26 protein-coding genes and 1 tRNA gene are annotated in these 26680 nt (G+C 58.0%); 16 read left to right on the forward strand and 11 right to left on the reverse strand.

Annotation, left to right across the window (positions count from 1 at the left end):
* Window positions 1–52 precede the first annotated feature (52 nt).
* Together AC27VJ_RS01470 and gshB are read left to right on the forward strand one after the other, a co-directional pair.
* Window positions 53–565, forward strand: a complete 513-nt coding sequence (locus tag AC27VJ_RS01470) for a cupin domain-containing protein (protein ID WP_488682539.1) — start codon at window positions 53–55, stop codon at window positions 563–565.
* Window positions 566–662: 97 nt separating this feature from the next.
* Complete coding sequence (gene gshB, locus AC27VJ_RS01475; protein WP_488682540.1) at window positions 663–1619, forward strand: glutathione synthase; 957 nt, start codon at window positions 663–665, stop codon at window positions 1617–1619.
* 243 nt (window positions 1620–1862) lie between these two features.
* On the opposite strand, the gene AC27VJ_RS01480 is transcribed toward gshB, so the two are convergent.
* Entirely contained in the window at window positions 1863–3446 is a 1584-nt protein-coding gene (locus tag AC27VJ_RS01480) for a peptide chain release factor 3 (RefSeq protein ID WP_353576820.1), read from the reverse strand.
* A gap of 90 nt (window positions 3447–3536) precedes the next feature.
* On the opposite strand from AC27VJ_RS01480, the gene dut reads away from it, so the two are divergent.
* Both dut and AC27VJ_RS01490 read left to right on the forward strand, forming a co-directional pair.
* The gene (dut, locus tag AC27VJ_RS01485) at window positions 3537–4007 is read left to right on the forward strand and encodes a dUTP diphosphatase (RefSeq protein WP_488682541.1); all 471 of its coding nucleotides are present in this window, start codon (window positions 3537–3539) and stop codon (window positions 4005–4007) included.
* A 153-nt stretch (window positions 4008–4160) separates the two neighbouring features.
* Window positions 4161–5693: a YifB family Mg chelatase-like AAA ATPase gene (locus AC27VJ_RS01490; RefSeq protein ID WP_488682542.1), complete on the forward strand. Its 1533-nt coding sequence runs from the start codon at window positions 4161–4163 to the stop codon at window positions 5691–5693.
* Window positions 5694–6266: 573 nt separating this feature from the next.
* Here the strand turns inward: AC27VJ_RS01490 and cysK are convergent.
* The 4 genes from cysK to AC27VJ_RS01510 all read right to left on the reverse strand — a co-directional run bounded on the left by cysK (window position 6267) and on the right by AC27VJ_RS01510 (window position 9555).
* Window positions 6267–7235, reverse strand: coding sequence for a cysteine synthase A (gene cysK, locus AC27VJ_RS01495; RefSeq protein ID WP_488682543.1), 969 nt, complete (start codon window positions 7233–7235; stop codon window positions 6267–6269).
* Window positions 7236–7377: 142 nt separating this feature from the next.
* Window positions 7378–7995, reverse strand: coding sequence for a LysE family translocator (locus tag AC27VJ_RS01500; RefSeq protein WP_488682544.1), 618 nt, complete (start codon window positions 7993–7995; stop codon window positions 7378–7380).
* Window positions 7996–8121: 126 nt separating this feature from the next.
* Window positions 8122–8730, reverse strand: a complete 609-nt coding sequence (locus AC27VJ_RS01505) for an EF-hand domain-containing protein (protein ID WP_488682545.1) — start codon at window positions 8728–8730, stop codon at window positions 8122–8124.
* 105 nt (window positions 8731–8835) lie between these two features.
* The gene (locus AC27VJ_RS01510; protein ID WP_488682546.1) at window positions 8836–9555 is read right to left on the reverse strand and encodes a pyrimidine 5'-nucleotidase; all 720 of its coding nucleotides are present in this window, start codon (window positions 9553–9555) and stop codon (window positions 8836–8838) included.
* 105 nt (window positions 9556–9660) lie between these two features.
* Between AC27VJ_RS01510 and AC27VJ_RS01515 the strand changes: the two genes are divergently transcribed.
* A complete protein-coding gene (locus AC27VJ_RS01515) occupies window positions 9661–10563 on the forward strand; it encodes an EamA family transporter (protein ID WP_488682547.1) in 903 nt (300 codons plus the stop codon).
* 56 nt (window positions 10564–10619) lie between these two features.
* On the opposite strand, the gene argB is transcribed toward AC27VJ_RS01515, so the two are convergent.
* Window positions 10620–11504, reverse strand: coding sequence for an acetylglutamate kinase (gene argB, locus AC27VJ_RS01520; RefSeq protein ID WP_062451011.1), 885 nt, complete (start codon window positions 11502–11504; stop codon window positions 10620–10622).
* A 242-nt stretch (window positions 11505–11746) separates the two neighbouring features.
* On the opposite strand from argB, the gene AC27VJ_RS01525 reads away from it, so the two are divergent.
* Window positions 11747–12124 carry a hypothetical protein gene (locus tag AC27VJ_RS01525; protein ID WP_488682548.1) on the forward strand — a complete coding sequence of 126 codons (378 nt, stop codon included), beginning with the start codon at window positions 11747–11749 and terminating at the stop codon, window positions 12122–12124.
* Window positions 12125–12196: 72 nt separating this feature from the next.
* Here the strand turns inward: AC27VJ_RS01525 and yihA are convergent, their stop codons facing one another.
* The 4 genes from yihA to rpmH are packed head-to-tail and all read right to left on the reverse strand — an operon-like array spanning window position 12197 to window position 15219.
* Window positions 12197–12865 (reverse strand): ribosome biogenesis GTP-binding protein YihA/YsxC, encoded by a 669-nt coding sequence (gene yihA, locus AC27VJ_RS01530; RefSeq protein ID WP_113088004.1) that lies wholly within the window; start codon window positions 12863–12865, stop codon window positions 12197–12199.
* Window positions 12862–14667, reverse strand: coding sequence for a membrane protein insertase YidC (gene yidC, locus AC27VJ_RS01535; protein WP_488682549.1), 1806 nt, complete (start codon window positions 14665–14667; stop codon window positions 12862–12864). The genes yihA and yidC overlap by 4 nt, the downstream gene beginning before the upstream one ends.
* Entirely contained in the window at window positions 14667–15050 is a 384-nt protein-coding gene (gene rnpA / locus AC27VJ_RS01540) for a ribonuclease P protein component (RefSeq protein WP_113088002.1), read from the reverse strand. Before rnpA ends, yidC begins: the two co-directional genes overlap by 1 nt.
* A 31-nt stretch (window positions 15051–15081) precedes the next feature.
* Window positions 15082–15219, reverse strand: coding sequence for a 50S ribosomal protein L34 (gene rpmH, locus AC27VJ_RS01545; RefSeq protein WP_111839965.1), 138 nt, complete (start codon window positions 15217–15219; stop codon window positions 15082–15084).
* Window positions 15220–15590: 371 nt separating this feature from the next.
* On the opposite strand from rpmH, the gene AC27VJ_RS01550 reads away from it, so the two are divergent.
* From AC27VJ_RS01550 to AC27VJ_RS01585, 8 genes are all read left to right on the forward strand, one after another.
* Window positions 15591–17612, forward strand: a complete 2022-nt coding sequence (locus AC27VJ_RS01550) for a methyl-accepting chemotaxis protein (RefSeq protein WP_488682550.1) — start codon at window positions 15591–15593, stop codon at window positions 17610–17612.
* Window positions 17613–17913: 301 nt separating this feature from the next.
* Complete coding sequence (locus AC27VJ_RS01555; protein WP_488683158.1) at window positions 17914–19278, forward strand: ATP-binding protein; 1365 nt, start codon at window positions 17914–17916, stop codon at window positions 19276–19278.
* A gap of 222 nt (window positions 19279–19500) precedes the next feature.
* Window positions 19501–19577: transfer RNA gene (locus AC27VJ_RS01560), tRNA-Arg, on the forward strand.
* A gap of 399 nt (window positions 19578–19976) precedes the next feature.
* The gene (locus AC27VJ_RS01565) at window positions 19977–20738 is read left to right on the forward strand and encodes a glycosyltransferase family 2 protein (protein ID WP_488682551.1); all 762 of its coding nucleotides are present in this window, start codon (window positions 19977–19979) and stop codon (window positions 20736–20738) included.
* Window positions 20735–21400 carry a PI-PLC domain-containing protein gene (locus AC27VJ_RS01570; protein WP_488682552.1) on the forward strand — a complete coding sequence of 222 codons (666 nt, stop codon included), beginning with the start codon at window positions 20735–20737 and terminating at the stop codon, window positions 21398–21400. Before AC27VJ_RS01565 ends, AC27VJ_RS01570 begins: the two co-directional genes overlap by 4 nt.
* 1 nt (window position 21401) lies before the next feature.
* Window positions 21402–22028 carry an HAD family hydrolase gene (locus AC27VJ_RS01575; RefSeq protein WP_488682553.1) on the forward strand — a complete coding sequence of 209 codons (627 nt, stop codon included), beginning with the start codon at window positions 21402–21404 and terminating at the stop codon, window positions 22026–22028.
* 8 nt (window positions 22029–22036) lie between these two features.
* Complete coding sequence (locus tag AC27VJ_RS01580) at window positions 22037–22762, forward strand: glycosyltransferase family 2 protein (RefSeq protein ID WP_488682554.1); 726 nt, start codon at window positions 22037–22039, stop codon at window positions 22760–22762.
* A complete protein-coding gene (locus AC27VJ_RS01585) occupies window positions 22755–23081 on the forward strand; it encodes a cupin domain-containing protein (protein ID WP_488682555.1) in 327 nt (108 codons plus the stop codon). Before AC27VJ_RS01580 ends, AC27VJ_RS01585 begins: the two co-directional genes overlap by 8 nt.
* 84 nt (window positions 23082–23165) lie before the next feature.
* On the opposite strand, the gene AC27VJ_RS01590 is transcribed toward AC27VJ_RS01585, so the two are convergent.
* Window positions 23166–23870, reverse strand: a complete 705-nt coding sequence (locus tag AC27VJ_RS01590) for a hypothetical protein (protein ID WP_488682556.1) — start codon at window positions 23868–23870, stop codon at window positions 23166–23168.
* A gap of 301 nt (window positions 23871–24171) precedes the next feature.
* On the opposite strand from AC27VJ_RS01590, the gene AC27VJ_RS01595 reads away from it, so the two are divergent.
* Together AC27VJ_RS01595 and AC27VJ_RS01600 are read left to right on the forward strand one after the other, a co-directional pair.
* Window positions 24172–25503, forward strand: coding sequence for an alpha/beta hydrolase (locus AC27VJ_RS01595; RefSeq protein WP_488682557.1), 1332 nt, complete (start codon window positions 24172–24174; stop codon window positions 25501–25503).
* 71 nt (window positions 25504–25574) lie between these two features.
* Entirely contained in the window at window positions 25575–26612 is a 1038-nt protein-coding gene (locus tag AC27VJ_RS01600; RefSeq protein ID WP_488682558.1) for a 4-hydroxyproline epimerase, read from the forward strand.
* Window positions 26613–26680: the final 68 nt, after the last annotated feature.

Consider the following 26680-nt stretch of genomic DNA (forward strand, 5'->3'; position numbering starts at 1 on the left):
ATGCATACTCCATTTGTGTTATAAGCCTCACGTTGCAAGTTGGGGACGCAATATGGTTTTACATGTCATGATCGCAAGTGTGGCTGCGTTGGCGGGGCGCTCCGTGCCGTCGATACCGCTGTCGAAACGCCGGGAGAAGGCTGAGCCCGTGGTTTCTGCCGCCTCTCAGACCATGGACATGAAACCGTCGCCCATCAATCCAGACTGGATCATCGCTGGCGCCCCGCAGGCCCGCATGGCGGATCATTCCCGCAGCGGCGACCGCGCCGCCTACACCGCCCTTTGGGACTGCACCTCCGGCACCTTCCGCTGGTTCTTCGGCTGGGATGAAACCGTTCATATTATCGAAGGCGAGGTGCATGTGACGGCGGAAGACGGTTCCGTGCACGAGCTTCGCGCGGGCGATGTCGCCTATTTCAAGGCTGGCACATGGGCCACATGGCGGGTGGACACTTACGTCCGCAAAGTCGCCTTCCTGCGCCGCCCATTCCCTTGGCCGATAGCCTTTGCTTACCGTGTTAAGAACAAGCTCATGCCCGCCAAAGCACAGTCGCTTGCGACCTGATATTCTTCAATAAAACTCATAGGTAGGCCACCGCGTAACAGTTGCCTTTGAAGCTTCGCTAGCCTACATCTTGCGGGCTTTTAACAGGAAATTGCGCATGGCTAAAATCAAGAACGTCGCGATCCAGATGGATCATGTCTCCGGCATCAACATTGCGGGCGATAGCACCTTCGCGATCAGCCTCGAGGCGCAGGCCCGTGGCTACCGCCTGTTCCATTACACGCCGGATCGCCTATCCATGCGCGATGGCAAGATTTACGCCAGCGTCGAGCAGATGGAGCTGCGCGATATCAAGGGCGACCATTTTTCCCTTTCAGAGCCGGAACGCGTCGACCTCGCCACCATGGATGTCATCCATCTGCGCCAGGACCCGCCCTTCGACATGGCCTACATCACTTCTACCCATTTGCTAGAGCGCATTCACCCCAAGACGCTTGTGGTGAACGACCCGGCCTGGGTGCGCAATTCGCCGGAAAAGATTTTCGTTACCGAATTCGCCGACCTCATGCCCACCACGCTGATCACCAAGGACGTGGCTGAGATTTCCCGCTTCCGCGAAGAGATGGGCGATATCATCCTCAAGCCGCTTTACGGCAATGGCGGCGCTGGCGTCTTCCACTCCACCCGCGATGACCGCAACTTCTCCTCGTTGCTGGAAATGTTCGGCCAGATGTTCCGCGAGCCCTATATCGCCCAGCAATATCTGCCCGACGTCCGCAAGGGCGATAAGCGTATCCTGCTTGTGGACGGAGAACCTGTCGGCGCCATCAACCGCGTGCCTGCGGAAAACGACGCCCGCTCCAACATGCACGCCGGCGGTCGCCCTGAACCAACGGAACTGACAAACCGCGAAAAAGAAATCTGCGAACGCATCGGCCCGGCCCTTCGCGAACGCGGCTTCCTCTTCGTCGGCATCGATGTCATCGGCGACTACATGACGGAGATCAACGTCACCTCGCCAACGGGTATCCGTGAAGTAAAGAAATTCGGCGGTGCCGATGTTGCGAGCCTGCTGTGGGACGCGATAGAGCGCAAACGCGACGCTCAGGGCTGAGTTGCAAAGCAACAATGTGTGAAAAGGTTCGGCAGCGGGTGTGGCTCACCCCCTCTGCCCTGCCGGGCATCTCCCCCACATGTGGGGAGATCGAATCGCGGAGACCTTTCGCCCATCTCAAAGGCTGCGGATAGAACGATGAGCAAGCGTCTTGCCGATCTCCCTCCTTGTGGGGGAGATGCCCGGCAGGGCAGAGGGGGGTAGGCCCCACCCACTGCCACCTAAGACCACCTCATGTAAACATCACGCCGCCTTCGCGACATGATACTCCTTGATCGCAGCCATCTTGATAGCCGGATACCGTTCGGCCTCATAGCGCAGCGAAAACGCATCCTGCGCCAGAAATACCGGATCGCCATCCAGATCGCGCGCGATATCACCACGCTTGACGGTCAGGAACTTCTCCATATCCGCGGCCTGATCAGACGAAATCCAGCGGCAGATCGAGAAACGCGACATTTCGAACGAAACCGGCAGGCCATACTCGCCCATCAGTCGTTCCTTCAGCACATCAAGCTGCAACGCGCCCACCACGCCGACGATGGCGGGAGAGCCGTCTTCCGGGGAGAACAGCTGTACGACGCCTTCTTCGGCCATCTGGTGCAGCGCTTCCTTCAGCTTCTTGGCCTTCATCGCATCTTCCAGCCGCACGCGGCGCAGAATTTCCGGCGAGAAGTTCGGTACGCCCTGGAACACCAGGTTTTCACCCTCGGTCAGCGTGTCACCGATGCGCAATGTGCCGTGGTTGGGAATGCCCACCACGTCGCCTGCAAAGGCAGTATCTGCAATGTGGCGCTGCGAGGCGAAGAAGAATTGCGGTGCCGTCAGGCCCATCTGCTTGCCGGTGCGTGCCAGCCGCGCCTTCATGCCACGCTCCAACTTGCCAGAGCAGATGCGCGCAAAGGCAATGCGGTCGCGGTGGTTCGGGTCCATATTGGCCTGAATCTTGAACACGAAGGCCGTCATCTTGTCTTCATCGGCATGCACGGTGCGCGTATCAGCCACCTGGTTGCGCGGTGGCGGCGCAATGTCGCCCAGCGCGTTGATCAGATCTCGCACACCAAAATTACGCAAAGCCGAACCGAAGAACACCGGCGTCAGATGCCCTTCCAGAAATGCCGTGCGATCGAACGGGCGGCAGGCTTCGAGCGCCAGTTCGGTCTCCTCGATAAAGGCATCGCGCTCGTTCTCCGGCAAGCGGCTCGCCACCGCCTGCGGCCCGTTGACCTGCGTCGCCTCGACCTCATTGTCGGACCCACGCACCCGGTTGCTGGCCAGATGGTAGGAGCCGCAGAAACTCTTGGAACGACCGATCGGCCAGGTGATCGGTGCCGTGTCCAGCGCCAGCTTCTCCTCGACCTCGTCGAGAATCTCGAAAATATCCCGGCTTTCGCGGTCCATCTTGTTGACGAAGGTGATGATCGGAATGTCGCGCATGCGGCACACTTCAAACAGCTTCAGCGTCCGCGGCTCGATACCCTTGGCGGCGTCGATGACCATGATGGCGGCATCCACCGCCGTCAGCGTGCGGTAGGTATCGTCGGCAAAGTCTTCGTGGCCGGGGGTATCGAGAATATTGAAGACCTTGTCGTCATATTCAAACGTCATCACCGAGGTCACGACCGAAATACCGCGCTCGCGCTCGATCTTCATCCAGTCGGACCGCGTCTGGATACGGTCCTTCTTCGCCTTCACCTCACCGGCCAGCTGAATGGCACCGCCGAATAGCAGCAGCTTTTCGGTCAGCGTCGTCTTACCGGCATCCGGGTGCGCGATAATGGCGAAGGTGCGGCGGCGGGAAACCGCCTCTGCGAGTGTTTCGGTCATTAGACAAATCCTGTGGAATTGCGGGTTATCTAACGTTTCGGGGCCGCTTTTGCAATTGACCTTGGCACCGCGAGAGAAAACTAATGCGCGATGACCCATGAAAACCAAAATTGCCCCGCCCTTAATCTCCTTCGTCTGGACCACGCCGACGGCATAGACCTTCCGTCCTATGAGACCAGCGGTGCCGCCGGCATGGATTTGCGCGCTGCCGTTCCTGCCGACGAACCGCTCACTCTGAAGCCCGGCGCCCGCGCGCTGGTGCCCACCGGCTTTGTCTTCGAAGTGCCACAGGGTTTCGAGGCGCAGATCCGCCCACGCTCCGGCCTTGCCATCAAGAACGGCATCACCTGCCTCAACACGCCAGGCACTGTCGATAGCGATTATCGCGGCGAGGTCAAAGTCATCCTCGCCAATCTGGGCCAGGAGGATTTCGTGATCGAGCGCGGCATGCGCATCGCCCAGATGGTCATCGCCCCCGTCACGCAGGTCGCGGTCTTCGAGGTCACGGAAACCTCCGAAACCACCCGTGGCACCGGCGGCTTCGGCTCCACCGGCGTGTGATGCATCACAACCGCTTCGAGTTTTTCTACGCGGTATAAGTGAAATTGTTCACTTCTTGTTCTTGTTTTCCGGTTTGCGTTGTGCAAGGTTGCATGGGCGGATGGTTACACGCTTGATTGCGTGTTTTCTAAAATCCGCCTGTTGGGGGCTTGTATGGTTGCGCGTGTCAATACGGTGGCATTTCAGGGCATAGAGGGCGTGCCCGTCGAGGTTCAGGTCATGGTCGCGCCCGGCAAGGTCGGCATTCAGATCGTCGGCCTGCCGGATAAGGCCGTGGCGGAAAGCCGGGAGCGCGTACAGGCCGCTCTCCACGCCTCCGGCCTGGCGCTTCCAGCCAAAAAGGTCACCGTCAATCTGGCTCCAGCTGATTTGCCCAAGGAGGGCTCGCATTTCGATTTGCCCATCGCCCTTGGCCTCATGGCCGCATTGGGTGCCATTCCGGCAGAAGCGCTAAATGCCTATATAGTTTTGGGTGAGCTTAATCTTGATGGCACCATCGGCGCGGTATCTGGTGCGCTTCCAGCTGCCATCGGTGCCAATGCGCAGAGCAAGGGTCTCATCTGCCCAGCAGACAGCGGCGGGGAGGCGGCTTGGGCGGGCAGCGATATCGATGTTCTCGCCCCGCGCAGCCTCATCGCACTCGTCAATCATTTTCGCGGTACCCAGCGCCTGTCGCGCCCGGTCGCCGCCATCCGCGCCAATCCCGCCAACCTGCCGGACCTCGCCGATATCAAAGGCCAGGAAAGCGCCAAGCGCGCACTGGAGGTCGCCGCCGCCGGTGGGCATAATCTCCTGATGGTCGGCCCGCCCGGCTCGGGAAAATCCATGCTAGCGTCTCGGCTTCCCTCCATCCTGCCGCCGCTCTCTGCTGCGGAATTGCTGGAGGTATCCATGGTGCACTCCATCGCGGGTCAACTCTCCGGCGGCAAGCTGTCGGATCGCCGCCCCTTCCGTACCCCGCATCATTCCGCCACCATGGCAGCGCTTGTCGGTGGCGGTCTGCGCGCAAAGCCGGGCGAAGCATCGCTTGCCCATCACGGCGTGCTCTTTCTCGATGAATTCCCGGAATTTTCACCACAGGCCCTTGATGCCCTGCGCCAGCCGTTGGAAACCGGCGAATGCATCATCGCTCGCGCTAACCATCGCGTCAGCTATCCGGCGGAAATCCAGCTGGTCGCGGCCATGAACCCATGCAAATGCGGCATGGCCGGAGAGCCCGGCTTCACCTGCGCCCGCGGCCCGCGTTGCGTTACAGACTACCAGCAGCGCATTTCCGGCCCGCTGATGGACCGCATCGATATCCGCATCGAAGTCCCCGCCGTTTCCGCCGCCGATCTGATCCGCCCCATGGCCGCCGAAGCCAGCGCCGATGTCGCCAGACGGGTGGCCCGCGCCCGTGATATGCAGGAAGAACGTTACGCCCATGCCGGCTTCAGCGGCATCCGCACCAACGCCCGCTGCTCCACCGCCCTTATCGAAAAATTCGGTGAGCCCGATGCGCCGGGCCTACAACTGCTCCGCGATGCCGCCGAAAAACTGAAATTCTCCGCCCGAGGCTATCACCGCATCCTCAAAGTCGCGCGCACGCTCGCCGACCTCGACGACAAGGCAACGGTCACCCGCATTCATCTGGCAGAAGCGATTTCATACCGGATAGCTGGGGAGCGGCTGACTGCTGCGGCGTGAATGGGTTTGCGGGTGCGGTCGCAGGCTGGGTGGTTGCGCAATGGCCGAGGTTGGCCACGATACAACAATCTCTTTTTTGTAATATGGGGGCTGGGTGCAGGGCAAAACAGAGCAACCCTCATCCTGAGGTGCCCCGCAGGGGCCGCGAAGGACGGGGGTTGCGGGCTTTGGGCAAAGTGTGTGGCCGGATGCTTCAAGGGCGGTGCGCGCCACCTCTTCTTCGACAGGCTCAGGATGACGCATGAGGGAAGTGAATGTGGTTGCCCTACCCATTGAGAGGGTGGAGTAAGAGGCTGGAGATGGGGCGCAACTCAGCAACCCTCACCCTGAGGTGCGAAGGCGCAGCCGGAGCCTCGAAGGACGGGGTTGCGGGTTTGGGGCAGAATGTGCGGCGGATGCTTAGAGGCTTTGCCCTTCGGCCAAAGCGCCTCAGCATGAGGGCGGCGGGTGCGGTAGCCCGATCCAATCGATAGGTCAGCTTACGCCGCTTAGCCCCTCTGCCCGGCAGGGCAGGGGGCGCGAACTTGCTCCAGCACCAATTTAGTATCGCAGCAACGACTGCGCGAGGCTAACTTACAACCCCAACCCCTCAAACAACGCCGTCGACAAATACCGTTCCGCAAAGGATGGAATGATCACGACGATGGTCTTGCCCGCATTCTCCTCGCGTGCGCCGATCTTGATGGCGGCGGCGAGGGCTGCGCCGGAGGAGATGCCGACGGGGACGCCTTCGAGGCGGGCGACAAGGCGGGCGGTTTCGAAGGCGTCGTCATTGGTGACGGTGACGATTTCGTCGTAAATCTTGGTGTCGAGAACCGCGGGCGCGAAGCCTGCGCCGATGCCCTGGATCTTGTGTGGGCCGGGATTGCCGCCTGAGAGCACCGGGCTATCGGCAGGTTCGACGGCGACGACCTTGATGTCCGGTTTGCGTGCCTTCAGCACCTGTCCAACGCCGGTAATCGTGCCGCCGGTGCCGATGCCGGAGACGAAGATATCGACGTCGCCATTGGTGTCGTTCCAGATTTCCTCGGCCGTCGTCTTGCGGTGGATTTCAGGGTTGGCCGGGTTTTCGAACTGCTGGGGAATGATCGCATCGGGGAGCGTTTCGGCCAGCTCATGCGCCTTGGAAATGGCGCCCTTCATGCCCTTTGGACCTTCGGTCAGCACCAGTTCGGCACCCAGCAGCGCAAGCATCTTGCGGCGCTCGATTGACATGGTCTCGGGCATGGTCAGAATCAGCTTGTAACCCTTGGCGGCGGCGGCAAAGGCGAGCGCAATGCCGGTATTGCCGGAGGTTGGTTCCACCAGCGTTGTCTTACCGGGCGTGATCTTGCCCTGTGCTTCCAGCGACTCGATCATGGCAACGCCGATGCGGTCCTTGACCGAGGCGATGGGGTTGAAGAATTCGAGCTTGGCAAGGATCGTTGCCTTGACGCCCTTTTCTTTAGCCAGCTTGTCGAGGCGCACCAGCGGCGTGTCGCCGATCGTCTCGGTGATCGAGGAATAGATCCGCCCGCGTCCGGGTTTTCTGGCTTCAGACATGACACGCTCCCATTGTGCAAATGCAAAAAATTTCGCGCAGAATAGGAGGAATGATCTGGCGACGCCAGAGAACCAAAGTGCGTATGTAGCGCACTTCGTGGCATATCGTTCTCACGATTGGAGCATTGTCAGAAGAATGATCTCAGGTCGCGCGTGTGGCGATCATCGCAGCAGTCGCGGCCAGAATGCCGGCAGCGGTGCGGTTGAGGATGGTCAGCGCGCTCGGCCGCTTCAGCAGGGTGCGAGCCTTGGACGCCAGCAGAATATAGGGCAGCAGCACCGCCATCAGCACGGTAAAAGTTACGGCCAGAAGGATCATATATTCGCTGCTGCCGATGATGCGGATGTCGATCAGCGTTGGCACCAGCGCCACGTAAAACAGCATGGTTTTGGGATTGCCGAGCGTGATCAGCAGGCCTGAGAGGAACGACATGGCGATGCTGGTACTCTTTTTCGCCTGCAGATCCTGCGGCAGAAGTCCTGCGGTCCATAGCTTCCAGGCGATATAGAGCAGATAGGCAGCACCGGCGATTTTCAGGATCATGAAGGCTTCCTGAAAGGTCTGCGCCACGAAGGCGAGGCCCAAAATGACGGCGGTCAGATAGACCATATCGCCCAGCACCAGCCCAAGACCCATGAAGAAGGTTTCGCGAAAGCCGGAGCCCAGCGCCCGCGCCACGATGGCCGTCATGCCGGGGCCGGGGATGGCGGCGGCGATGAAGAGAGCGGTGGCATAGGCAAGGAGAGTGGCGATGCTCACGATCATGTCCTTCTGAAATCGGTACGCATCGATATAGCATGAAGAGTAGGCTTGAAAAGCGGAAACGTCGGAATGGACAAAGCCCGCCATGGGCGGGCTTTGCTGGTTTGATCGTGTTGATATGAATTACAGGAACGGACGGTCCGGCATGTCGTCGATGCTGATGACGCCGTCATTGTTCTTGTCGAGGCGGGCGAACATCTTTTCACCGGCTGCAGTAAATTCGGCCTTGCTGATCTGGCCGTTGCCGTCTGTGTCGATCATGGCAAACATCGCGTTCATGCGACCGCCGTGGCCACCTTTGCCGCCCATGCCACCGTGATGACCCTCATGCTTGCGGCCTTCGTGGCCCTTGCGGTCTGCCTGGTCTGGGCCGCCTTTTTTGCCATCCGGGCCATCAGCATTGGCGCGCTCAGGGCGTGGATTGGCTTCGCGGAAGGCTTCCATCTTGGCCCTGCGATAGTCCCGCATTTCCTTCGGTGTAATCGAGCCATCCTTGTTGGCATCGATTTCAGTGAAAAGCGCGTCCTGGCGGGCGGCGAACTCTTCCTTGGTGATCTTGCCGTCCTTGTTGGCGTCGGCTGTCTTCAGCAGATAGACGTAGGCCAGTTCCGGACGCATGGGCGGGCCGTGTCTGTCTGGGCCACCCCGTGGTGCCGCCATGGCGATTGGAGCAGCCGCGCTCAACATAAGGGCTGCGCCAAGTGCGGTGAGAGTCAATTTTCTCGTAATCATGGTTGGTTACCTTTTCCTTTGGTGTCCCTGGGGAAAAACTAGTCCGCACATCTCACTGCCGCCACTTAAACATCAGTAATGTGCATGACAAATCGGTAACATGCCTTAGCCTGCCGGTGCGGTCAGGCCCTTGAGGAAGCCGGTCAGATCGTCGGTGATAAAGTCGATATGCTCATCGGTGACGTCTGGAATCTCCCAGCGCTCCATGACGATGCCTTCGAGATTGCGCGGCACGAGAAGCACCGTCTTCATGCCCAAAGCTTTCGGCGCGGTGAGATTGCGCGGCAGGTCCTCGAACATCGCGGCTTTCGTCGTATCGAGCTTGGCCAACGCTGCGAATTTCTCGTAGGTCGCGCTGGCGGGCTTGGGCAGATAGTCGGCGGCGACGATATCGAAGATGTCCTCGAAATGGTCGAGAATGCCCAGCGCGCCAGCGGCGGCCTGCGCATGCGGCACGCTGCCATTTGTCAGAATGAACTTGCGGCCCGGCAGCGCCTTGATCGCCTCGCCCAGTTCCGGGTTGGGCAGAAGTGCTGAATAATCGATGGCATGCGCCCGCTCCAGAAAGGCATTGGGGTCGATGCCGTAATGGATCATCAGGCCCTGAAGCGTGGTGCCATGTTCATGGTAATAACGCTTCTGCAAAGCCCGCGCCTCGTCCGGCTCCAGCTTGAGCAGTTCGGCGACATAGGCCGTCATGTTTTTATCGATCTGTGAAAACAGGTTTACCTCGTGCGGATAAAGCGTGTTGTCGAGATCGAACACCCATTCGGTCACATGGGAGAATTCGGCAGCATTCGGTTCATTTTTCGGTTTCGTGCTCATGGCCCTCTTATGCCCTGTCATCGGCACAAATAAAATCGAAAAGGCGACGCTTGGAGCACTTTGCCGCCTTGGGGCGGAAAGCTGCGGCGTGATAATTTACGCGGCATGGAACTCTGGATACCCATCACCATCGCCGCTGCCTTCATGCAGAACCTGCGCTCGGCCTTGCAAAAGCATTTGCAGGGCTCGCTTGGCACGCGTGGCGCCAGTTTCGTACGGTTTGGTTATGGCTTCCCCATTGCCATCCTCTACGTGCTGTTTCTGCATTTTGTGGCAAAGCAGATTTTCCCGACGTTCAGCATGGCCTTTTTCATCTGGGCGGTGGTCGGCGGTCTGGCGCAGATTTACGCCACCATGCTGCTGGTCCACCTGTTTTCGCTACGCAATTTCGCTGTCGGCACGGCCTATTCGAAGACGGAGCCGGTGCAGGCCGCTCTGTTCGGTTTCGTCATATTGGGTGAGAAGCTGACGCCAGGCGCAATCATGGCCATCATCGTCGGTGTCATCGGTGTTATGACGATATCCATGGCGCGGTTACCTCTATCGTGGAGAAATACCGTCACGGCCATGACCAGCCGCACCGCGCTGATCGGCATAGCATCCGGCGGCGTCTTCGGCATATCGGCGGTGGCTTACCGAAGCGCGTCGTTGTCCCTGCAAGGTGCGGGGCCAATCATGTCGGCGGCAGTGACGCTCGCCTGCGTCACGACGTTCCAGACGGCCTTCATGCTGGTTTGGATGGCGTGGAAGGACAAGCGCGAGATCGTGCAGGTTCTCGTCACCTGGCGCTCGTCGGCTCTGGTCGGCATTGCCGGCGTGCTGGGTTCGGCGGGCTGGTTCACGGCCATGACGTTGCAACAGGTGGCCTATGTGCGGGCGCTCGGCCAAATCGAGCTCGTCTTCACCTTCATGGCGTCGTGGTTCCTGTTTCGCGAACGGGTCAACGCCATGGAACTGGCAGGATGCCTGCTGATCGTAAGCGGCATCCTGGGATTGCTGTTCTGGTAAAAGCGCGTCCAGGAAAAGTGTGAGCGGTTTTCCGTCCGGACGGGCGCAAAAAAATATCACGGAACGATGAGCGTGCCTGCACCTTCGGTGAAGATCTCCAACAGAACCGAGTGGGCCGTCTTGCCATTGAGAATGACGACGCCCTGCACGCCCGCCTTGATAGCCTCGATGCAGGTTTCGACCTTGGGGATCATGCCACCGGAAATCGTGCCGTCCTTGATCAGCGCCCGCGCTTGAGAAACCGTCAGTTCCTTGATCAGTTCCTTGTTCTTGTCGAGAACACCCTCGACATCGGTCAGGAACAGCAGGCGGCTGGCGTGCAGCGCACCGGCGATGGCGCCGGCAAAGGTGTCGGCATTGATGTTGTAGGTCGCGCCGTCACGGCCGGGAGCCACTGGCGCGATGACCGGGATCATCTCGGATTTGGCCAGAAGGTCCAGCAGCGTGCGGTCCACTTCCACCACTTCACCGACGAAGCCGAGGTCGAGAACGCGCTCGATATTGCTGTCGGGATCGATGACAGTCTTCTTGGCCTTTTCGGCAAAGACCATGTTGCCATCCTTGCCGCACAGGCCGATGGCCCATTCGCCGGTCTGGTTGATGAGGGCGACGATTTCCTTGTTGATCGAGCCGGCCAGAACCATTTCGACGATCTCGACCGTCTTGGCATCGGTCACGCGCAGGCCGCCTTCGAATTTCGATTCGATGCCCATCTTGCTCAGCATTGCGCCGATCTGCGGGCCGCCGCCATGGACGACGATGGGGTTGATGCCGGATTGCTTGAGAAGAGCGATGTCTTCGGCGAATGCCTTGCCCAGACCGCTATCGCCCATGGCATGGCCGCCATATTTCACGACGATGGTTTTATTCTCGTATTTCTGCATGAAGGGCAGGGCCTGTGCCAGAAGCCGGGCCTGCATTTCGCTTTCGGAACTCGCCATGGAAATAAACCTCGTCGTTGATTGCCGCGCTTTTAACCCAAGTTTTTGACGGATGAAACAACGGACACGGCATCGGATGCAGAAAATTCAAACGTGATCGCACCGTTATCGCCAATCCGATTGACATATGGGCGCAATCGGACCAGCTTTGTGCGTGGGGGAGTATGCGCATGTCGGCCATGGGTGGGCTGGCGGGTCGCTTAAGATGGCGGTGGCGCTCTAAGCCTGGAGTTCGATGACGGATGACCTTGCCGGATCGGGAAAAGCGTAGCGGTTTGAAAGACGAGGTGCTTGCGGGCGAATATGTGCTCGGAGCCCTGACCGCTGATGCGAGCGCCGAACTTGCCAAACGGGTGAAGACGGATCGCCAGTTCGCCGCGATGGTGCGTCGCTGGCAGGACAACCTCGCCGACACCCAGAGAAGCGATCACCGCACATTCTCATCCTATATCGATGCGTCGATGGATCATGCCGTGCGCAGGTCGGACGACAAGCTTCACCGCAGTATTTATGGGCGTTTCGCGATTATCACGGCATTGTGGAATTCGGTGCGCTTCTGGCGACTGACCACGTCGGCGGCCCTGCTCTGGGCGGCTGTTCTGCTGTTTTCTGTTGCTTGACATGGAGCGCTCTTTTTCATTCCTGCGTTTGTCGCGGGAATGAAAAAGGGGGCACATTGTGCCCCCATCAATTCAGCTGATACCGACCGTCTTGCAGATCTCGGCCCTTACAAGATCGAGGCCTGCGGATTTTTCTGACGAAGTTGCCAGAACTTCCGGGTAGGCCGCCGGGCGCTTGCGGATTTTTTCCAGCGTCTCGTTGGTAAGACGCGGAACGCCCGCTTCTTTGATCTTGTCCGTCTTCGTCAGAATGATCTGATAGGAGACGGCTGCCTTGTCGAGGAGGGATAGAACGTCCTCGTCATTTTTCTTGATGCCGTGACGGGAGTCGATCAGCACATAGACGCGCTTCAGGGTCGCGCGGCCACGCAGATAATCGAACACCAGCTTCGTCCAGGCATCGACATGGTCCTTGGGTGCCTGCGCATAGCCGTATCCCGGCATATCCACAAGCGCCATCGGTGGCAGGTCGCCCGCTTCACCGGAATAGCCCTCGGGAACGAAGTAGTTCAGTTCCTGCGTGCGGCCCGGCGTGTTGGACGTGCGCGCCAGCCCGCGATGGCCGACGAGCGCGTTGATGAGAGAAGACTTGCCGACATTGGAGCGTCCGGCAAAAGCAATCTCGGGCGGACCTTCGGGCGGCAGGAACTTCATGGCGGGCACACCGCGGATGAAAATCCAGGGCCTTCCGAAGAGCGGCTTTTCCGTTGCCGGCTGCCCGCCTGTGATATCGCTTGTCATTTCGATTGCACCGGCTTTCGCTTGAACAATCCTTTTATGTTGTCGAACAGCTCGATCTTGGCACCGTGGCGCTTCATGATGAGAGCCTGCTGGGTGATCGACAGCGTGTTGTTCCATGCCCAGTAGATGACGAGACCTGCGGGGAAGGAAGCCAGCATGAAGGTGAAGACCAGCGGCATCCAGGTGAAGATCAGCGCTTGTGTCGGATCGGGAGGCGTCGGGTTCATACGCATCTGCATGAACATGGTGATGCCCATGATGATTGGCCAGACACCGATCATCAGCGCGTGTGGCGGCATGAAGGGCAGAAGGCCGAACAGGTTGAACAGCGAGGTTGGATCCGGCGCGGACAAGTCGTGAATCCAGCCAAAGAACGGCGCGTGGCGCATTTCGATTGTGACGTAGATGACCTTGTAGAGCGCGAAGAACACCGGAATCTGCAACAGCATCGGCCAGCAACCGGCCACCGGATTGATCTTTTCTTCCTTATAGAGCGCCATCATTGCCTGCTGCATGGCCATGCGGTCATCGCCATGTTTGGCTTTGAGCTCCTCCATCTTGGGCTGAACACGCTTCATGTTGGCCATGGAGGCGTATTGCTTGCTGGCAAGCGGGAAGAACAACAGCTTCACGACGATGGTGGTGAGCAGGATGGCCACGCCGAAGTTGCCAAAATAACGGAAGAAGAAATCCATCAGTTTGAACATCGGCTTGGTGATGAAGTAGAACCAGCCCCAGTCGATCAGAAGATCGAACTTCGGAATGCTGTATTCATGCTCGTAGCGGTCGACCAGCGGAACTTCCTTGGCGCCTGCAAAGATGAGGTTTTTCAGTTCGATGGACTGTCCCGGCGCAACGGTGACGGCATCGCCACGGTAATCGGCCTGGTAACGCGGCTGACCATCTGTGAAGTGCGAATAGCGTGCTTCGACAGGCATGGTCTGCGGCGGCACAATGGCGGCTGCCCAGTATTTATCGGTGATACCGAGCCAGCCGCCGGTCGCCTTTGGCGTCGAGAACGGCTTTTCCTCGATATTCTTGTAGGACTCTTCCGTCAGGCTGCCATCGGTACCGGCAACGCCCAGAAAGCCTTCGTGAATGACGAAAACGGCAGGCGTGGCAGGCTTGTTGTTGCGGGTGATGCGGCCATAGGTCGAGAACGAAATCGGTTCCTGACCGGGGTTCTCGATCTTGTCGGTGATCGAGATCATGTAATGCTGATCGATCGTGAGTGTGCGGGTGAAGACCACGCCCTTCTCATTGGTGAAAGACAGCGTTACCGGTGTCGTTTCGGTCAGCTTGGAGCCTTCGGCGGCTGTCCAGACGGTGGAGGGGCCGGGAACGGTGCCCACAGCATCACCGGCGATATAGCCAAGCTCGGTAAAGTAGCCATCCTTGGTGTCGGACGGAGAAAACAGCGTGATGATCGGGCTCGAGTCATCGACCGTCTCATGGTAGTCCTTGAGACGGATGTCATCCAGACGTGCACCATTGAGGTTGATGGAACCTGCAACGGCGTTGGTTTCGATCTGCACGCGCTGCGACTTGGCAAGCGCTTCATCACGCGAAACGGTGGCTGCCTGCTGGCTGGTCGTGCCGGGCAGGGTGCCTGCTGGCGGCGTGGTGCCAGGCGCGGCATCGGTCGTCGTCTGCTGGGTTTGCTGCGTCGCCTGCTGCGCCTGACGAGCCTCGTCAGTGCGGCGCTGCTGTTCGATGCGCGGGTTCATATACAGGAACTGCCAGGCTAGCACGATGACAACCGAAAGGCCTATCGCGATAAAGTAGTTGCGGTTTTTTTCCATCATTCTTTCCTGGAGCGGGTCTCCCGGGAGCGTCCGGATTTCGCGCGTCCCTCGATCCGCTCTATGAGCAAGTGTTCCAGTACGGCAAATTCGGTTTTCAGTGCGTCCCTTCGGGCGACAATCACATAGTCATGTCCGGGTTTCATTGCAAACCCGGCTGAAAGCCTGACGGCTTCCCTCAAGCGGCGGCGCATTCGATTGCGTTCGACCGAATTTCCTTGGCGTTTGGTCACCGTAAAACCGACGCGAGGTGCGGTTTCAGGGGCCTGGCGATCCAGAACCTCCAGAAGAAAGGTACTGCCTCGCCTTTTTTCTCCTGCCTGAACAGCAAGAAACTCCGGTCGGTTTTTCAACCGACCGGGTATTTGTCTCTCATGCGTCATGTGCCACGACTTTCATCGGGCTTAAGGCCAATTAGGCCGAAAGACGGGCGCGGCCGCGTGTGCGGCGAGCAGCCAGAACCTTACGACCGCCGGCAGTTGCCATGCGAGCGCGGAAACCATGACGACGCTTGCGAACAAGCTTGGATGGCTGGAAAGTACGCTTAGACATTTATTTAATACCGCGGGGTGCGGCCCTTCTTGACTTTGTCCCTTATGGGACAAGAGCGTTTCGTTGATGCCAAGGCCAACCGCGCAAACGGTAAAATGCCCAGACGTGCGGGCTTATAAGGGCTTAGGGCCCGCAAAGTCAATCGCTGCCGGACAATCCTGTGCCGGCGGTTGGGCGGCGCAAGTAGAAATTTGTCTGCACTTGGCCACCTGAACTTGCGCCAAGGTCTTCTTTTAAAGAGCAAAGTGCCAGATCGCTAAAATCCGAAATTCTTTATTAAGAGAGCATAGATAAAGGTTATCATGACCAAATGTTATTTGGATTTCGATCTCACATGTGTGTGAGAGGGGCGTTTTTGAGGGGACTACGCAGTGAGGATACGGGGTAAGATCAATCTTCTGGTGGGGCTTTTGGGCCTTGTCGCATGCACCATTGGTGGTTTGTCGATCTACGCAGTCAGGGAGTACCAGACGCAGACAGTTGCGCTTGATGCGATTGCAGATCGCGCGCGTCGTGGTGAGACACTGAACCGGCTCGTTACTGCCGTCGTCATGGAAGCCCGCGGCATCTACGCTGCAAAGGACAAGGATGCTGCCGCCAAATTTGCTGACGGCATTACCAAGAACCTCAACGATATGGACAGCCTGCTGAAAGAGTGGAAACCACAGGTTCCCGCCAGCCAGGCCGCTCAATTCGCCAATCTCGAAAAACGCTTCGAGGATTTCCGGACTTTCCGGAGGGAGACAGCGCGTCTGGGCCGCGAGGTCAGCCCGCAGGATGCCAATACGCAGGGCAACAACGAAGCCAACCGCGAAAACCGCAAGGCCTATCAGGCCGATATCGATGCCGTCGTGAAGTCGGATATTCAGGAACTCACTGCCGTCAAGCTCCGCATCGAAAGCTTTGGCGAGATGATCTTCCTCGTCGTGGCATTCGTCACCGTGGGTGGCGTCCTTGCCGGTTCGGCCATGGGTCTCTACATCGGCTCCAAGGAACTAAGCGGACCTATTCTCAAAGTATCCGACGCGATGAATGCTGTTGCCGAAGGCAATCTCGAAACCGATGTTCCCTGTCTCGACCGCAAGGATGAAATCGGCGAGATGGCCGCAGCCGTCGAAGTCTTCAAGCGCAACGGTCTGGAAGTGCGCCGCATGAACGCGCAGGAAGCCGCCATGCGGGCCAAGAGCGACGATTTGCAGTCGGGTATGGCGCAGGTCGTCAGTGCCGCTGCCGCTGGTGATTTCACCAGCCGTATCACCAAGGATTATGGTGATGACAATCTCAACCGCTTCGCCAACAACATCAATTCGTTGCTGGTCAGTGTGGACAGCGGTGTCACGGAAACCGGTCGCGTGATCGAAAGTCTGGCCCATGGCGATCTGACGCAAACCATGAATGGCAACTTCCACGGTGTGTTTGCCGAGCTTCAGTCGAATGTGAACGAGACTTTCGTCAAGCTGAAGGGCACCATTTCCGAGGTTCGCGGCAGCACGGAAAGCATCAACGGCAATGCCAACGAGCTTCGCTCTGCCGCTGATGATCTTTCCAAGCGCACCGAACAGCAGGCCGCGGCTCTGGAAGAAACCTCTGCCGCGCTTGATGAGATCACCGCCGTTGTCCGCAATTCGACGGACCGCGCGCAGGAAGCCAGCACCATGGTTTCCGAAACCAAGGAAAAGACGGCCCATTCCGCCAAGGTCGTGCGGGATGCCGTATCCGCCATGGGTCGCATCGAGCAGGCATCGCGTGAAATCAGCCAGATCATCAATGTCATCGATGAGATTGCCTTCCAGACCAATCTGCTGGCGCTGAATGCTGGTGTCGAGGCTGCGCGCGCCGGTGAGGCAGGCAAGGGCTTTGCCGTGGTCGCGCAGGAGGTGCGTGAACTGGCGCAGCGTTCCGCCAATGCCGCAAAGGACATCAAGGCGCTGATCACGAAATCCGGTGAAGAGGTCGGCAACGGCGTGAAGCTGGTGCAGCGCACCGGTGAGGCGCTGGACGAGATCGAAACCCGCGTTCTCGGCATCAACGACCACATTCACTCCATCGCGACCGCCGCGAAGGAACAGTCCACCGGCTTGCAGGAAGTCAATACGGCCATCAACCAGATGGACCAGGTGACCCAGCGCAATGCCGCCATGGTGGAAGAGACCTCCGCCGCAACCCATAAGCTGAGCGGCGAAGCGCAGAACCTCGTCGCGCTGGTCGGTCGCTTCCGGCTGGGTAACGAGCAGGGCTCCGCATCCTACGCGTCGGCCTCCAGAGTGGCCTCCGCCTCGTCGCGGTCTGCCCCGGTCGCTTCACCAGCCCGCAAGATGATGGGCAATGTCGCCCGCGCCTTCAATGGTTCGGCAGCGGTTGCCCAGGCCAAGGACGACTGGCAGGAGTTCTGAGACCCCGAATTTTCAAGCATCAGCAAACGCCGCCAGCAATGGCGGCGTTTTCGTTTGGGCACGTCCGTTTCGGTGCCATTCGCCATGCATTTGAAAATCGGATGAAAAACCTTATTATGGCTTGGAATTCAGCCCTTGCGCCGATATGAAACCAGAGGCCCACGCATCAACAGGAACAGGCCTGGTGTTTTCGACAGTCATAAACAGGACCAGCCGTCAGGATACGGACCCGCAGAGCGAGGTGCCTGCCTTGACGAAGGGCTTGTCCGGTCGCCTGCTGTTGCTGACGGTGATCTTCGTGATGATTGCCGAAGTGCTGATCTTCGTGCCCTCCGTTGCCAATATGCGCCTCTCATGGCTGCGCGACAGGCTCAACACGGCCGCCGCCGCAGGCGTGGTGATCGACGGCCTGCAGACCGAACTCCCCCGGAGTGTCCAGAACGACACGCTGCTGGCCACGGGTGCCAAGCTCATCGCACTGAAGAAGGACGGTACCTCCACCCTGCTGGCCGCCACCGAAGTACCTCCGAGTGTCGATGATCAATACGACCTCTCCGACGTCTCACAGTTGGCGGCGGTGCGTGATGCCTTCTCCGTGCTGCTTTTCGGCGGCAACCGCGTCATCCGCGTTTTCGACGTGATTGGCGACAGCAACATGATCATCGAGATCGTGATTGGCGAGCACAAGCTGCGGGCCGCGATGATTGCCTATGCGGGCAACGTCCTGATGATCTCGGTGGCGCTGTCGCTCATTACGGCCAGCCTGATTTTCGTCTCCATCAACCGCATTCTCATCCGGCCCATCCGGCGCCTCACACTCGGCATGCAGGGTTTTTCCGAGCAGCCCGACGACCCGGCGCGGGTGTTCAAGCCGGATGACGGCAGCGACGAGCTGGCAGTGGCCGGTCGCCATCTGGCCGATATGCAGACGCAGCTGCAAAAGACGCTGCGGCAACAGAAGAACCTTGCGGATCTCGGCCTTGCCGTTTCCAAGATCAACCACGACATGCGCAACATCCTGTCTTCCGCCCAGCTGATGTCGGACCGTCTGGTGGATGTGGAAGACCCCATGGTGCGCAGCTTCGCGCCGAAGCTTCTGCGCACCATAGACCGGGCCGTGGGTTATACCAGCGAAGTGCTGGCCTATGGGCAGGCAACCGAAGGCGCGCCAAAGAGACGGTTGATCGATCTCGACGAGCTGGTGCAGGATGTGAAAGACATCCTCGCCATCGATCCCGCGAGCGGCATTGAATTCGTTGATAACGTTCCACCCGGCCTGCGCATTGATGCCGACAGCGAACAACTGTTCCGCGTTCTCTACAATCTCTGTCGCAACGCCGTTCAGGCGCTCCAGCAGGCCAGCGGCGAGACCTATCCCGACAAGCGGCTCACGATTGCCGCACAGCGCAATGCAGACGTGGTCAGCATCGTCATAGACGACAACGGCCCGGGCATGCCGCAAAAGGCCAGAGAGAACCTGTTCTCGGCCTTCCGTGGCTCCGCCCGCTCCGGCGGCACCGGACTTGGCCTCGTCATTGCCCGCGAATTGGTGCTGTCTCACAAGGGCACGATTGCGCTGGTGGAAAAATCCGACCATGGCACCCAGTTCCGCATCGAAATCGCCGACCGCAGCGAAGCCGACCGCCGCACGGCCAATGGCGGCTGAGCGTTACACGCCCGTCAGCGCTTCGCAAAACACGCTCCGATTTTTTGCGAAATTTTTATCCCGTTTTGACAGCGCTATTTTCTGCGCATCAAAAGACAAGCAATTTCAATGATTTGAAAAATTCATTGCAGGAAAATGACAAATTCTCAGCAAAATCGCTTGCATTCAACATGAGGACGTTTTAGAGGATCGCCACGCCAACGGAACATGTTTCTGCGGCACGCACCCGTAGCTCAGCTGGATAGAGCACCAGACTACGAATCTGGGGGTCAGGAGTTCGAATCTCTTCGGGTGCGCCACTTTTTCTCTTCTCTTTATAATGAATATTAAGCAACCTTGCCGAACGCCTTCGAGCAAGGTGATCGTCGTTATTGATCGCTCACGGTCCTCTTTCCGATCCTTATGAAACGTGTCCCGCGCCAACGCAGAGCGTCCGCATTTTGCTGTGCGCTGATGATGACCAAGCCGTTCGCCACTGCAAATTACCTATCTCGTTCAAGATAAGGTTCAGGTTCGGCCAAGTCGATCTTCGCCCGTAAGCCTCGTGCAAGGCCTCAAATCTACAACTGCCATCATTCTCTATAACAAAGCCATTGATTGTCGAAAAACTGATTTCCGAAAATGGAAGATGTGGCTGGTTTTGAGCGGGAATTGACTATCAGGACTGGCGCAAGCCAACATCATGCGGGATTGATACCATGTTGAACATTGTCGTGCCAATGGCGGGCCACGGAAGCCGTTTCGCCAAGGCTGGATATACACTTCCCAAGCCGCTTTTGCCGATCCACGATGTTCCTATGATGCAGCTGGTCATAGACAATCTTCGTCCCGATATCGAGCATCGGTTCATTTTCATTTGTCAGGCGGGGCATGTCCGCGATTTTGCTCTGGACGAAAAGCTGCGGGCATGGGCGCCGGGCTGCGAGGTTTTTCTGGTCGAGGAAGTAACCCAGGGCGCTGCCTGCACCGTGTTGCTGGCGCGGAACGCCATAGACAATGACAACCCGCTGATGATCGCCAACTGCGACCAGTATGTTGATGTCAACATCAACGAATATTTGGCCACCGCAGATCAGCAGGATGGCCTGATCATGACGATGCAGGCGGATGATCCAAAGTGGAGCTTCGTGTCTTTCGGAGAGGACGGCTATGTCGATAATGTCGTCGAAAAGCAGGTGATCTCCAACCATGCCACCGTCGGGATTTATAATTTCGGTCGCGGGTCGGATTTTGTGAAATATGCGGACCGCATGATCGAACGTGATTTCCGCGTCAATGGCGAATTCTACGTCGCGCCGGTCTACACCTTCATGATCGAGGACGCCCTCAAGATTGGCGCCTATTCCATCGGTTCGGTTGAAGACGGCATGTATGGTCTCGGTATTCCAGAAGATCTGACTTACTTCACCGGCTTGCCGTTGTCTGAAGACGTGACCCGACATTTGAAGGTGCAGGCATGATCGAAGTTCTCAGCCACAGAGGTTATTGGAAGACGCCCGCGGAAAAGAACACGGTCGAGGCGTTCAACCGTTCGTTCTCTCTGGGCTTCGGCACCGAAACAGATCTGCGCGACAGCCTTGTCGATGGCGTTGAGACGATTGTCGTTTCGCACGACATTCCAAAAGGCGGCGAAATAACGTTTAGTGAGCTTTTGCAGATTGCCAAGGCGCACGGTTCGCCATTGCTTGCGCTCAACATCAAGGCCGATGGGCTGCATGATCTTCTGACCGAGACGTTGCTTAGCGAAGGCTACAGCAACTATTTCCTCTTCGATAGCTCCGTTCCAGACCTTATTCAGGGCGTGAAGCGCAAGCTCATCTCCTATACCCGGCTCAGCGAATATGAGCCGGTTCCTTCGCTTTACGATGATCCCGGCGTCACGGGGGTCTGGGTGGATAATTTCCGTCCCGGTCGCTGGTATGATGCGCAGCGTATTGAAACGCTTTTGGCGGACGGAAAATCTGTGGCTCTCGTCGCTCCCGATCTGCACCATCGCCATGACGAATATGATGCGTTTCTCGACTGGCTGGTCTCCACCGGACTGCGTGACAGGGACCGCCTCGCCATCTGCACGGATAAGCCGGAATACGCACGCGACAAACTTCTCAATCAGGAACATTAAGATGACTGCAATCAAGTCGATTGTATTCGACATGGACGGCGTGCTGATCGACGCCCGCGAATGGCATTATGAGGCGCTTAATCGGGCGCTGGAGCTTTTTGGATACACGATACAGCGGCACGAACATCTGACAATTTTCGATGGTCTGCCGACGCGCAAGAAGCTTGAAATCCTGACCGCGATCCGCGGCTTGCCGGTGGCGCTGCATGGTTTCATCAATGAGATGAAGCAGCTCTACACCACCGAGATCATCCACACGAAGTGCAAGCCGGTCTTCAAGCAGGAATATGCGCTGGCGCAGCTACGCAAGGATGGCTACCGCCTTGCGGTCGCATCCAATTCCATCCGAAGCACCGTGGGTCTGATGATGAACAAGGCGGCGCTTGAGGACTATCTCGATTTCCAGCTCAGCAATGAGGATGTGAAGCAGGCAAAGCCTCATCCAGAAATCTACAGCCGCGCCATCGAGATGATGGGCATCTCGCCGCATGAATGCTTGATCGTCGAAGACAATGAAAATGGGATCAAGGCTGCCAAGGCTTCCGGCGCGCATGTGATGGTGGTTCACGATGTGTCCGAGGTTAGTTATCCCGCCGTCGTTGAAACCATCAGACAAATCCAAGGGTGAGTGTTGCGATGAATATTCTGTTCCTGTCCGCTGGCGAACCGAAGATCGACGCCACCGATTCCTACCCCACCGCGCTCGTGGAAATCAACGGCGTTCCGCTCATCCAGCGTCAGCTGGAGCAATGTGCGCAAATCCAGGATCACCAGCTCATCTTGGTAATTAAGGAAAAGGAATTACGCCGTTATCATCTCGACAAGGTCGTTCAACTGATCGACCCGGATGCCAAGGTCGTTCCCGTGCAGTCCGGCACCAAGGGTGCAGCTTGCACGGCGCTTCTGGCCGCTCATCTCATCGACAATGACACGCCCTTGCTCATTCTCAACGGTGACGAATTCCTCAATGTGCCGTTTGAAGACGTGCTCGCAGGCTTTGCGGATCGGCAGCTGGATGGTGGTACGCTGACCTTCAAATCCGTCCATCCGCGCTACTCCTTTGTGCGGCTGGACGATCAGGGGCTGGTCGTTGAGGCCGTAGAGAAAAACCCGATCAGCGACAATGCCACGGCAGGCTTCTATTACTTCCGCAAAGGCCGGGATTTCGTTGAGGCTGCAAAAAATGCCATCCGCAAGGATGCGCGCCATGACGGCATGTTCTACATCTGCCCTGTTTTCAATGAGTTTATTCTGGCCGGAAAATCGATCGGCATATCACCCATCGGCATCAAGGATTTCCACCCGATCAAATCTGCTCGCCAGTTGAACGAGTTCTCGGTCTTTGCGAGTGAAAATGCCTGAGAAAGATTCAACACTCGACCAGATGATCGGTGGATGGTTCATCGGTAATTTCGAACCGTCCATCATCAAGACGGATGCTTTCGAAGTGGGTGTCAAATCCTATCGCGAAGGCGACCGCGACCCTGCCCATTACCACAAGATCGCGCGCGAGATCACACTCGTGATCTCTGGCAAGGTCCGCATGCTGGACCGGGAATGGGATGCGGGAAGCATCATCGATATCCCGCCCGGCACGGTCAATGCCTTCGAGGCTTTGAGCGATGCCACTTTGGCGGTGGTTAAAGTGCCTAGCGCCCGGGACGACAAATATCTGGCTTGAGGTTGCTCTCGCGCTTTGGCAGGACCGGCAGGTCTTTAAAAATCTAAGGAAGTTCAGGGCACCGTTTCGGTGCCCTTTCTGTCTTTAAGCGCGAATCTCATCCATGAATTCGGTGTTGCCGCTACCCATCTGGAGAACACGCGGCCTGTTATGGATCTTGTAAAGCGGGTTATCGCATTCGGGATTGGCAAAGATCGTATTGGAATCCCAATAGCCGTCTTCCATGAACCTCAAGTCGCGGTGCATCGTCCGCAGGTAATAGTAGAGAAGATGCAGGTGCCTGCGGCCAGACAACTGGCTCATGATGATCGCATCATGGAACAAGGTAAGACTGTTTTTGCCAATGACATGGACGGCATCGCCGACACGGAAATGATCGCGCCAATGGTTGCGATATTCACGCCAGGGGAAATAGATCCCGTTGTGGTCGAGCTGAACATTCCAGCTGTCGAAGCTTTTCTTGAATTCGAGGTCGAAGCGCGACACGATGAGGCTGTCGAAATTTCCGGTCTCGAAAACTTTCCTGATCCCGGCTTTATAGGTTTCCGGCTGGGTGCTGCCTGCCTGATCGATCAGAACCGTTTCGCAATTGCCGATCTTTGCCTGAATTTCCTCAAGTGCCGGACTGTCATAGGTCGCCAGAAAGATTTGTGCTTCGGGGTCTTTTTCACGAACGGGGTTGATTAGTTTCTCGATAAGGGAATCGATGTTCGCCCGGCCGTCCATGGATAGTCCGAAGCGATCCGCTTCAAGAAAATTATTGCCCCTCAAAAGTACAGATAGTCTCATTCAATTTCTCTCCGAAGCTTTAAAGCGGCCTCTGCATAAAGTTTTGATATTTTCAGTGGTGAGGTGCTCTAGATCAGCGATGTATAGTTGGCGTAGCCGTCGCCAAGCTTGCCACTGATATACCACGCGTTCTGCGTCTTCCCCGGTTGAGGCGCTTGCGACACACCGGCGGGAAAAGAAGCTGGCAGAGATCGCTTCGTGGCTGGCTTCACATAACCCCTTCTGCAATAAACAGATCGGTTGATAGCCGGGGCTCTTCATTCGGCATTTGTCGCCAAGAGCCTTTGCAGGGAGTATCGGAATGGCCGCAAGGCTTGTCGCGTTCATAACATTGCTTGCCTTTCTTGCAGCCTGCGGCGGGCGGCCTGTCGGTGTCATGACGCCGACGGGGCAAATGGTGCAGGGCACTTCGCCGGTCAATCTTCTTGTGGCAACCACGCGTGCGCCGTCCGATGACAAGGCCATTCTGTTCGGCGGGGAACGCGGAACCGGGTTGAAGGTGGATGCGATCACCGTGTCCATTCCGCCTGCTGCCAACCGCACCGTTGGCCAGGTGCAGTGGCCAAAGAAGCTGCCGGCTGATCCGCTCAAGAATTTCACCACCGTCTCCGTGGAGCCGATTGCCGATGAGGCGCAAAGCCGTAGCTGGATCAAGACCCATAGCTTAAAGAACAAGCGCGTGCTGGTCTTCGTGCATGGCTTCAACAATCGTTACGAGGAATCGGTCTATCGCTTTGCGCAGATCGTCCATGATTCCGGCTCCGATGTGATGCCGGTCGTCTTCACATGGCCATCGCGTGCCAGCGTGTTCGATTATAATTATGACAAGGAAAGCACCAATTATTCCCGCGATGCGCTGGAAGAGATGCTGACGCGGCTGGCCAAGGACGGCTCTGTCAATGATGTGACCATCATGGCGCATTCCATGGGTACCTGGCTTGCGGTGGAGGCTTTGCGCCAGATGGCAATCCGCCATGGCCGCGTTTATCCCAAGATCAACAATGTCATTCTGGCCGCACCCGATCTCGATGTGGATGTGTTTGCCCGTCAATATGCCAGCCTTGGCAAAGAGAAGCCGAAATTCACGCTGTTCGTTTCGCAGGATGACAGGGCGCTAAGCCTCTCGCGCCGTATTTCCGGCAATGTCGACCGCCTCGGCCAGATCGATCCGGGTGCGGAGCCCTACCGCAGCCAGTTGGAGAAGGCCGGCATTACCGTGCTTGACCTGACCAAGCTGAAATCCGGCGATAATCTCAACCACGGCAAGTTCGCCGAAAGCCCGGAAGTCGTGCGCCTCATCGGCGACCGGCTGATTGCCGGGCAGACGGTGACGGATTCGGATGTGGGTCTGGGCGAAGCCATCGGTGCCGTAGGCATTGGTGCCGCGCAGACGGTTGGTACGGCAGCGAGTGTCGTGGTCAGCGCGCCGATTGCCGTGTTCGATCCACGCACGCGGGAAAATTACGGGCGACAGGTCGAGCGCCTTGGCCGCTCTGTTGGGAACACGGTCGGTTCGGTGGGAGACACGGCAACCAGCGTTGTCGATCCGCAGGCGCTGAACGGAAGCACACAGCGGTCGAACGATTGCAGCCTGTCCGTCAATCGTGGAAACTCCGAATGCCGGTATCGCTAACACCGTAATATACAAACAGTATTTAATCGGATATGACCGGCTGACAATAACCCATTTTCGGAGTGGCCCCCATGCGCTTCAGACGCACAATTCAGCTTCTCGATGTTCATTGCGAAGGTGAAATCGGGCGTGTGGCGACCGGTGGCGTGCCGAAAATTCCCGGCAACACGGTGGCCGAGCAGTTGCATTGGCTCAATACCGATCCGAAGGGCGAAGAGCTTCGCCGCTTCCTGACGCTGGAGCCACGCGGCGCACCCATCGGTTCCGTCAACCTGCTGCTGCCGCCCAAGCACCCGGATGCGGATGCCGCCTTCGTCATTCTCCAGCCGGATCAGGCGCATGCCAGTTCCGGCTCCAACTCCATTTGCGCCACGACGGCGCTGCTGGAAAGCGGCATGGTAGAGATGAAGGAGCCGGAAACCATCGTCATGCTGGAAACGGCAGCCGGTCTGGTCAAGGCCACGGCCACCTGTCGAGATGGCCGCTGCGACAAGGTGAAGCTCACCATGGTGCCATCCTTCGTTCACGAGCTGGATGTCGAAATCGACACGCCCGACTGGGGCCGCATCCGCATGGATATCGCCTATGGCGGCATTTTTTATGCGCTGGTGGATGTCGCACAAATCGGGCTGACCATCGACAAGGCCAATGCGGCAAAGCTGGTGGCAGCGGGTATGGTGCTAAAGGATATCGTCAACCGCGAGATACCCGTCATGCATCCCGAAATCCCGGCTATCTCGGGCGTGGCCTACGTCATGTTCCGCGATACCGAAGCCGATGGCACCATCCGCACCTGCACCACCATGTGGCCGGGCCGGGCGGATCGCTCGCCCTGTGGCACCGGCAATTCCGCCAACCTGGCCACGCTGCATGCGCGCGGCAAGGTGAGTGTGGGCGATGTCTACACATCTCGCTCCATCATCGGCACGCAGTTTGAGGTGGGCTTATCGGCTGTCACCGAAGTTGCGTGCAAAACGGCGGTCATTCCCACCATCACCGGGCGTGGTTTCACCTTCGGCCTGCATCAGGTCTGGCTCGACCCGAACGATCCGCTGGCCGATGGTTTTGCCATGACCGATGTCTGGGGGCCGCAGGCAGGCGCGATTTAACGCCAGCTTTTGCGCTGAAAAAGTGGTTTTTGCCGCTGTCTTCTCACGCAGAATGGTGTTAAACGGGC

Source organism: Agrobacterium sp. 20P9.1.2 (genome assembly GCF_057799395.1).

Excerpts from the sequence above, each read along its gene's own strand:
- rnpA (WP_113088002.1), bottom strand. The coding sequence starts at position 15,050 with ATGACGCATGAGAGACAAATACCCGGTCGGTTGAAAAACCGACCGGAG.
- dut (WP_488682541.1), top strand. The coding sequence starts at position 3,537 with ATGACCCATGAAAACCAAAATTGCCCCGCCCTTAATCTCCTTCGTCTG.
- AC27VJ_RS01570 (WP_488682552.1), top strand. The coding sequence starts at position 20,735 with ATGATCGAAGTTCTCAGCCACAGAGGTTATTGGAAGACGCCCGCGGAA.
- AC27VJ_RS01480 (WP_353576820.1), bottom strand. The coding sequence starts at position 3,446 with ATGACCGAAACACTCGCAGAGGCGGTTTCCCGCCGCCGCACCTTCGCC.
- AC27VJ_RS01525 (WP_488682548.1), top strand. The coding sequence starts at position 11,747 with ATGACCTTGCCGGATCGGGAAAAGCGTAGCGGTTTGAAAGACGAGGTG.
- yidC (WP_488682549.1), bottom strand. The coding sequence starts at position 14,667 with ATGGAAAAAAACCGCAACTACTTTATCGCGATAGGCCTTTCGGTTGTC.
- AC27VJ_RS01470 (WP_488682539.1), top strand. The coding sequence starts at position 53 with ATGGTTTTACATGTCATGATCGCAAGTGTGGCTGCGTTGGCGGGGCGC.
- AC27VJ_RS01585 (WP_488682555.1), top strand. The coding sequence starts at position 22,755 with ATGCCTGAGAAAGATTCAACACTCGACCAGATGATCGGTGGATGGTTC.
- AC27VJ_RS01505 (WP_488682545.1), bottom strand. The coding sequence starts at position 8,730 with ATGATTACGAGAAAATTGACTCTCACCGCACTTGGCGCAGCCCTTATG.
- gshB (WP_488682540.1), top strand. The coding sequence starts at position 663 with ATGGCTAAAATCAAGAACGTCGCGATCCAGATGGATCATGTCTCCGGC.
- AC27VJ_RS01555 (WP_488683158.1), top strand. The coding sequence starts at position 17,914 with ATGATTGCCGAAGTGCTGATCTTCGTGCCCTCCGTTGCCAATATGCGC.
- AC27VJ_RS01490 (WP_488682542.1), top strand. The coding sequence starts at position 4,161 with ATGGTTGCGCGTGTCAATACGGTGGCATTTCAGGGCATAGAGGGCGTG.
- argB (WP_062451011.1), bottom strand. The coding sequence starts at position 11,504 with ATGGCGAGTTCCGAAAGCGAAATGCAGGCCCGGCTTCTGGCACAGGCC.
- cysK (WP_488682543.1), bottom strand. The coding sequence starts at position 7,235 with ATGTCTGAAGCCAGAAAACCCGGACGCGGGCGGATCTATTCCTCGATC.
- rpmH (WP_111839965.1), bottom strand. The coding sequence starts at position 15,219 with ATGTCTAAGCGTACTTTCCAGCCATCCAAGCTTGTTCGCAAGCGTCGT.
- yihA (WP_113088004.1), bottom strand. The coding sequence starts at position 12,865 with ATGACAAGCGATATCACAGGCGGGCAGCCGGCAACGGAAAAGCCGCTC.
- AC27VJ_RS01565 (WP_488682551.1), top strand. The coding sequence starts at position 19,977 with ATGTTGAACATTGTCGTGCCAATGGCGGGCCACGGAAGCCGTTTCGCC.
- AC27VJ_RS01580 (WP_488682554.1), top strand. The coding sequence starts at position 22,037 with ATGAATATTCTGTTCCTGTCCGCTGGCGAACCGAAGATCGACGCCACC.
- AC27VJ_RS01575 (WP_488682553.1), top strand. The coding sequence starts at position 21,402 with ATGACTGCAATCAAGTCGATTGTATTCGACATGGACGGCGTGCTGATC.
- AC27VJ_RS01510 (WP_488682546.1), bottom strand. The coding sequence starts at position 9,555 with ATGAGCACGAAACCGAAAAATGAACCGAATGCTGCCGAATTCTCCCAT.
- AC27VJ_RS01515 (WP_488682547.1), top strand. The coding sequence starts at position 9,661 with ATGGAACTCTGGATACCCATCACCATCGCCGCTGCCTTCATGCAGAAC.
- AC27VJ_RS01600 (WP_488682558.1), top strand. The coding sequence starts at position 25,575 with ATGCGCTTCAGACGCACAATTCAGCTTCTCGATGTTCATTGCGAAGGT.
- AC27VJ_RS01590 (WP_488682556.1), bottom strand. The coding sequence starts at position 23,870 with ATGAGACTATCTGTACTTTTGAGGGGCAATAATTTTCTTGAAGCGGAT.
- AC27VJ_RS01595 (WP_488682557.1), top strand. The coding sequence starts at position 24,172 with ATGGCCGCAAGGCTTGTCGCGTTCATAACATTGCTTGCCTTTCTTGCA.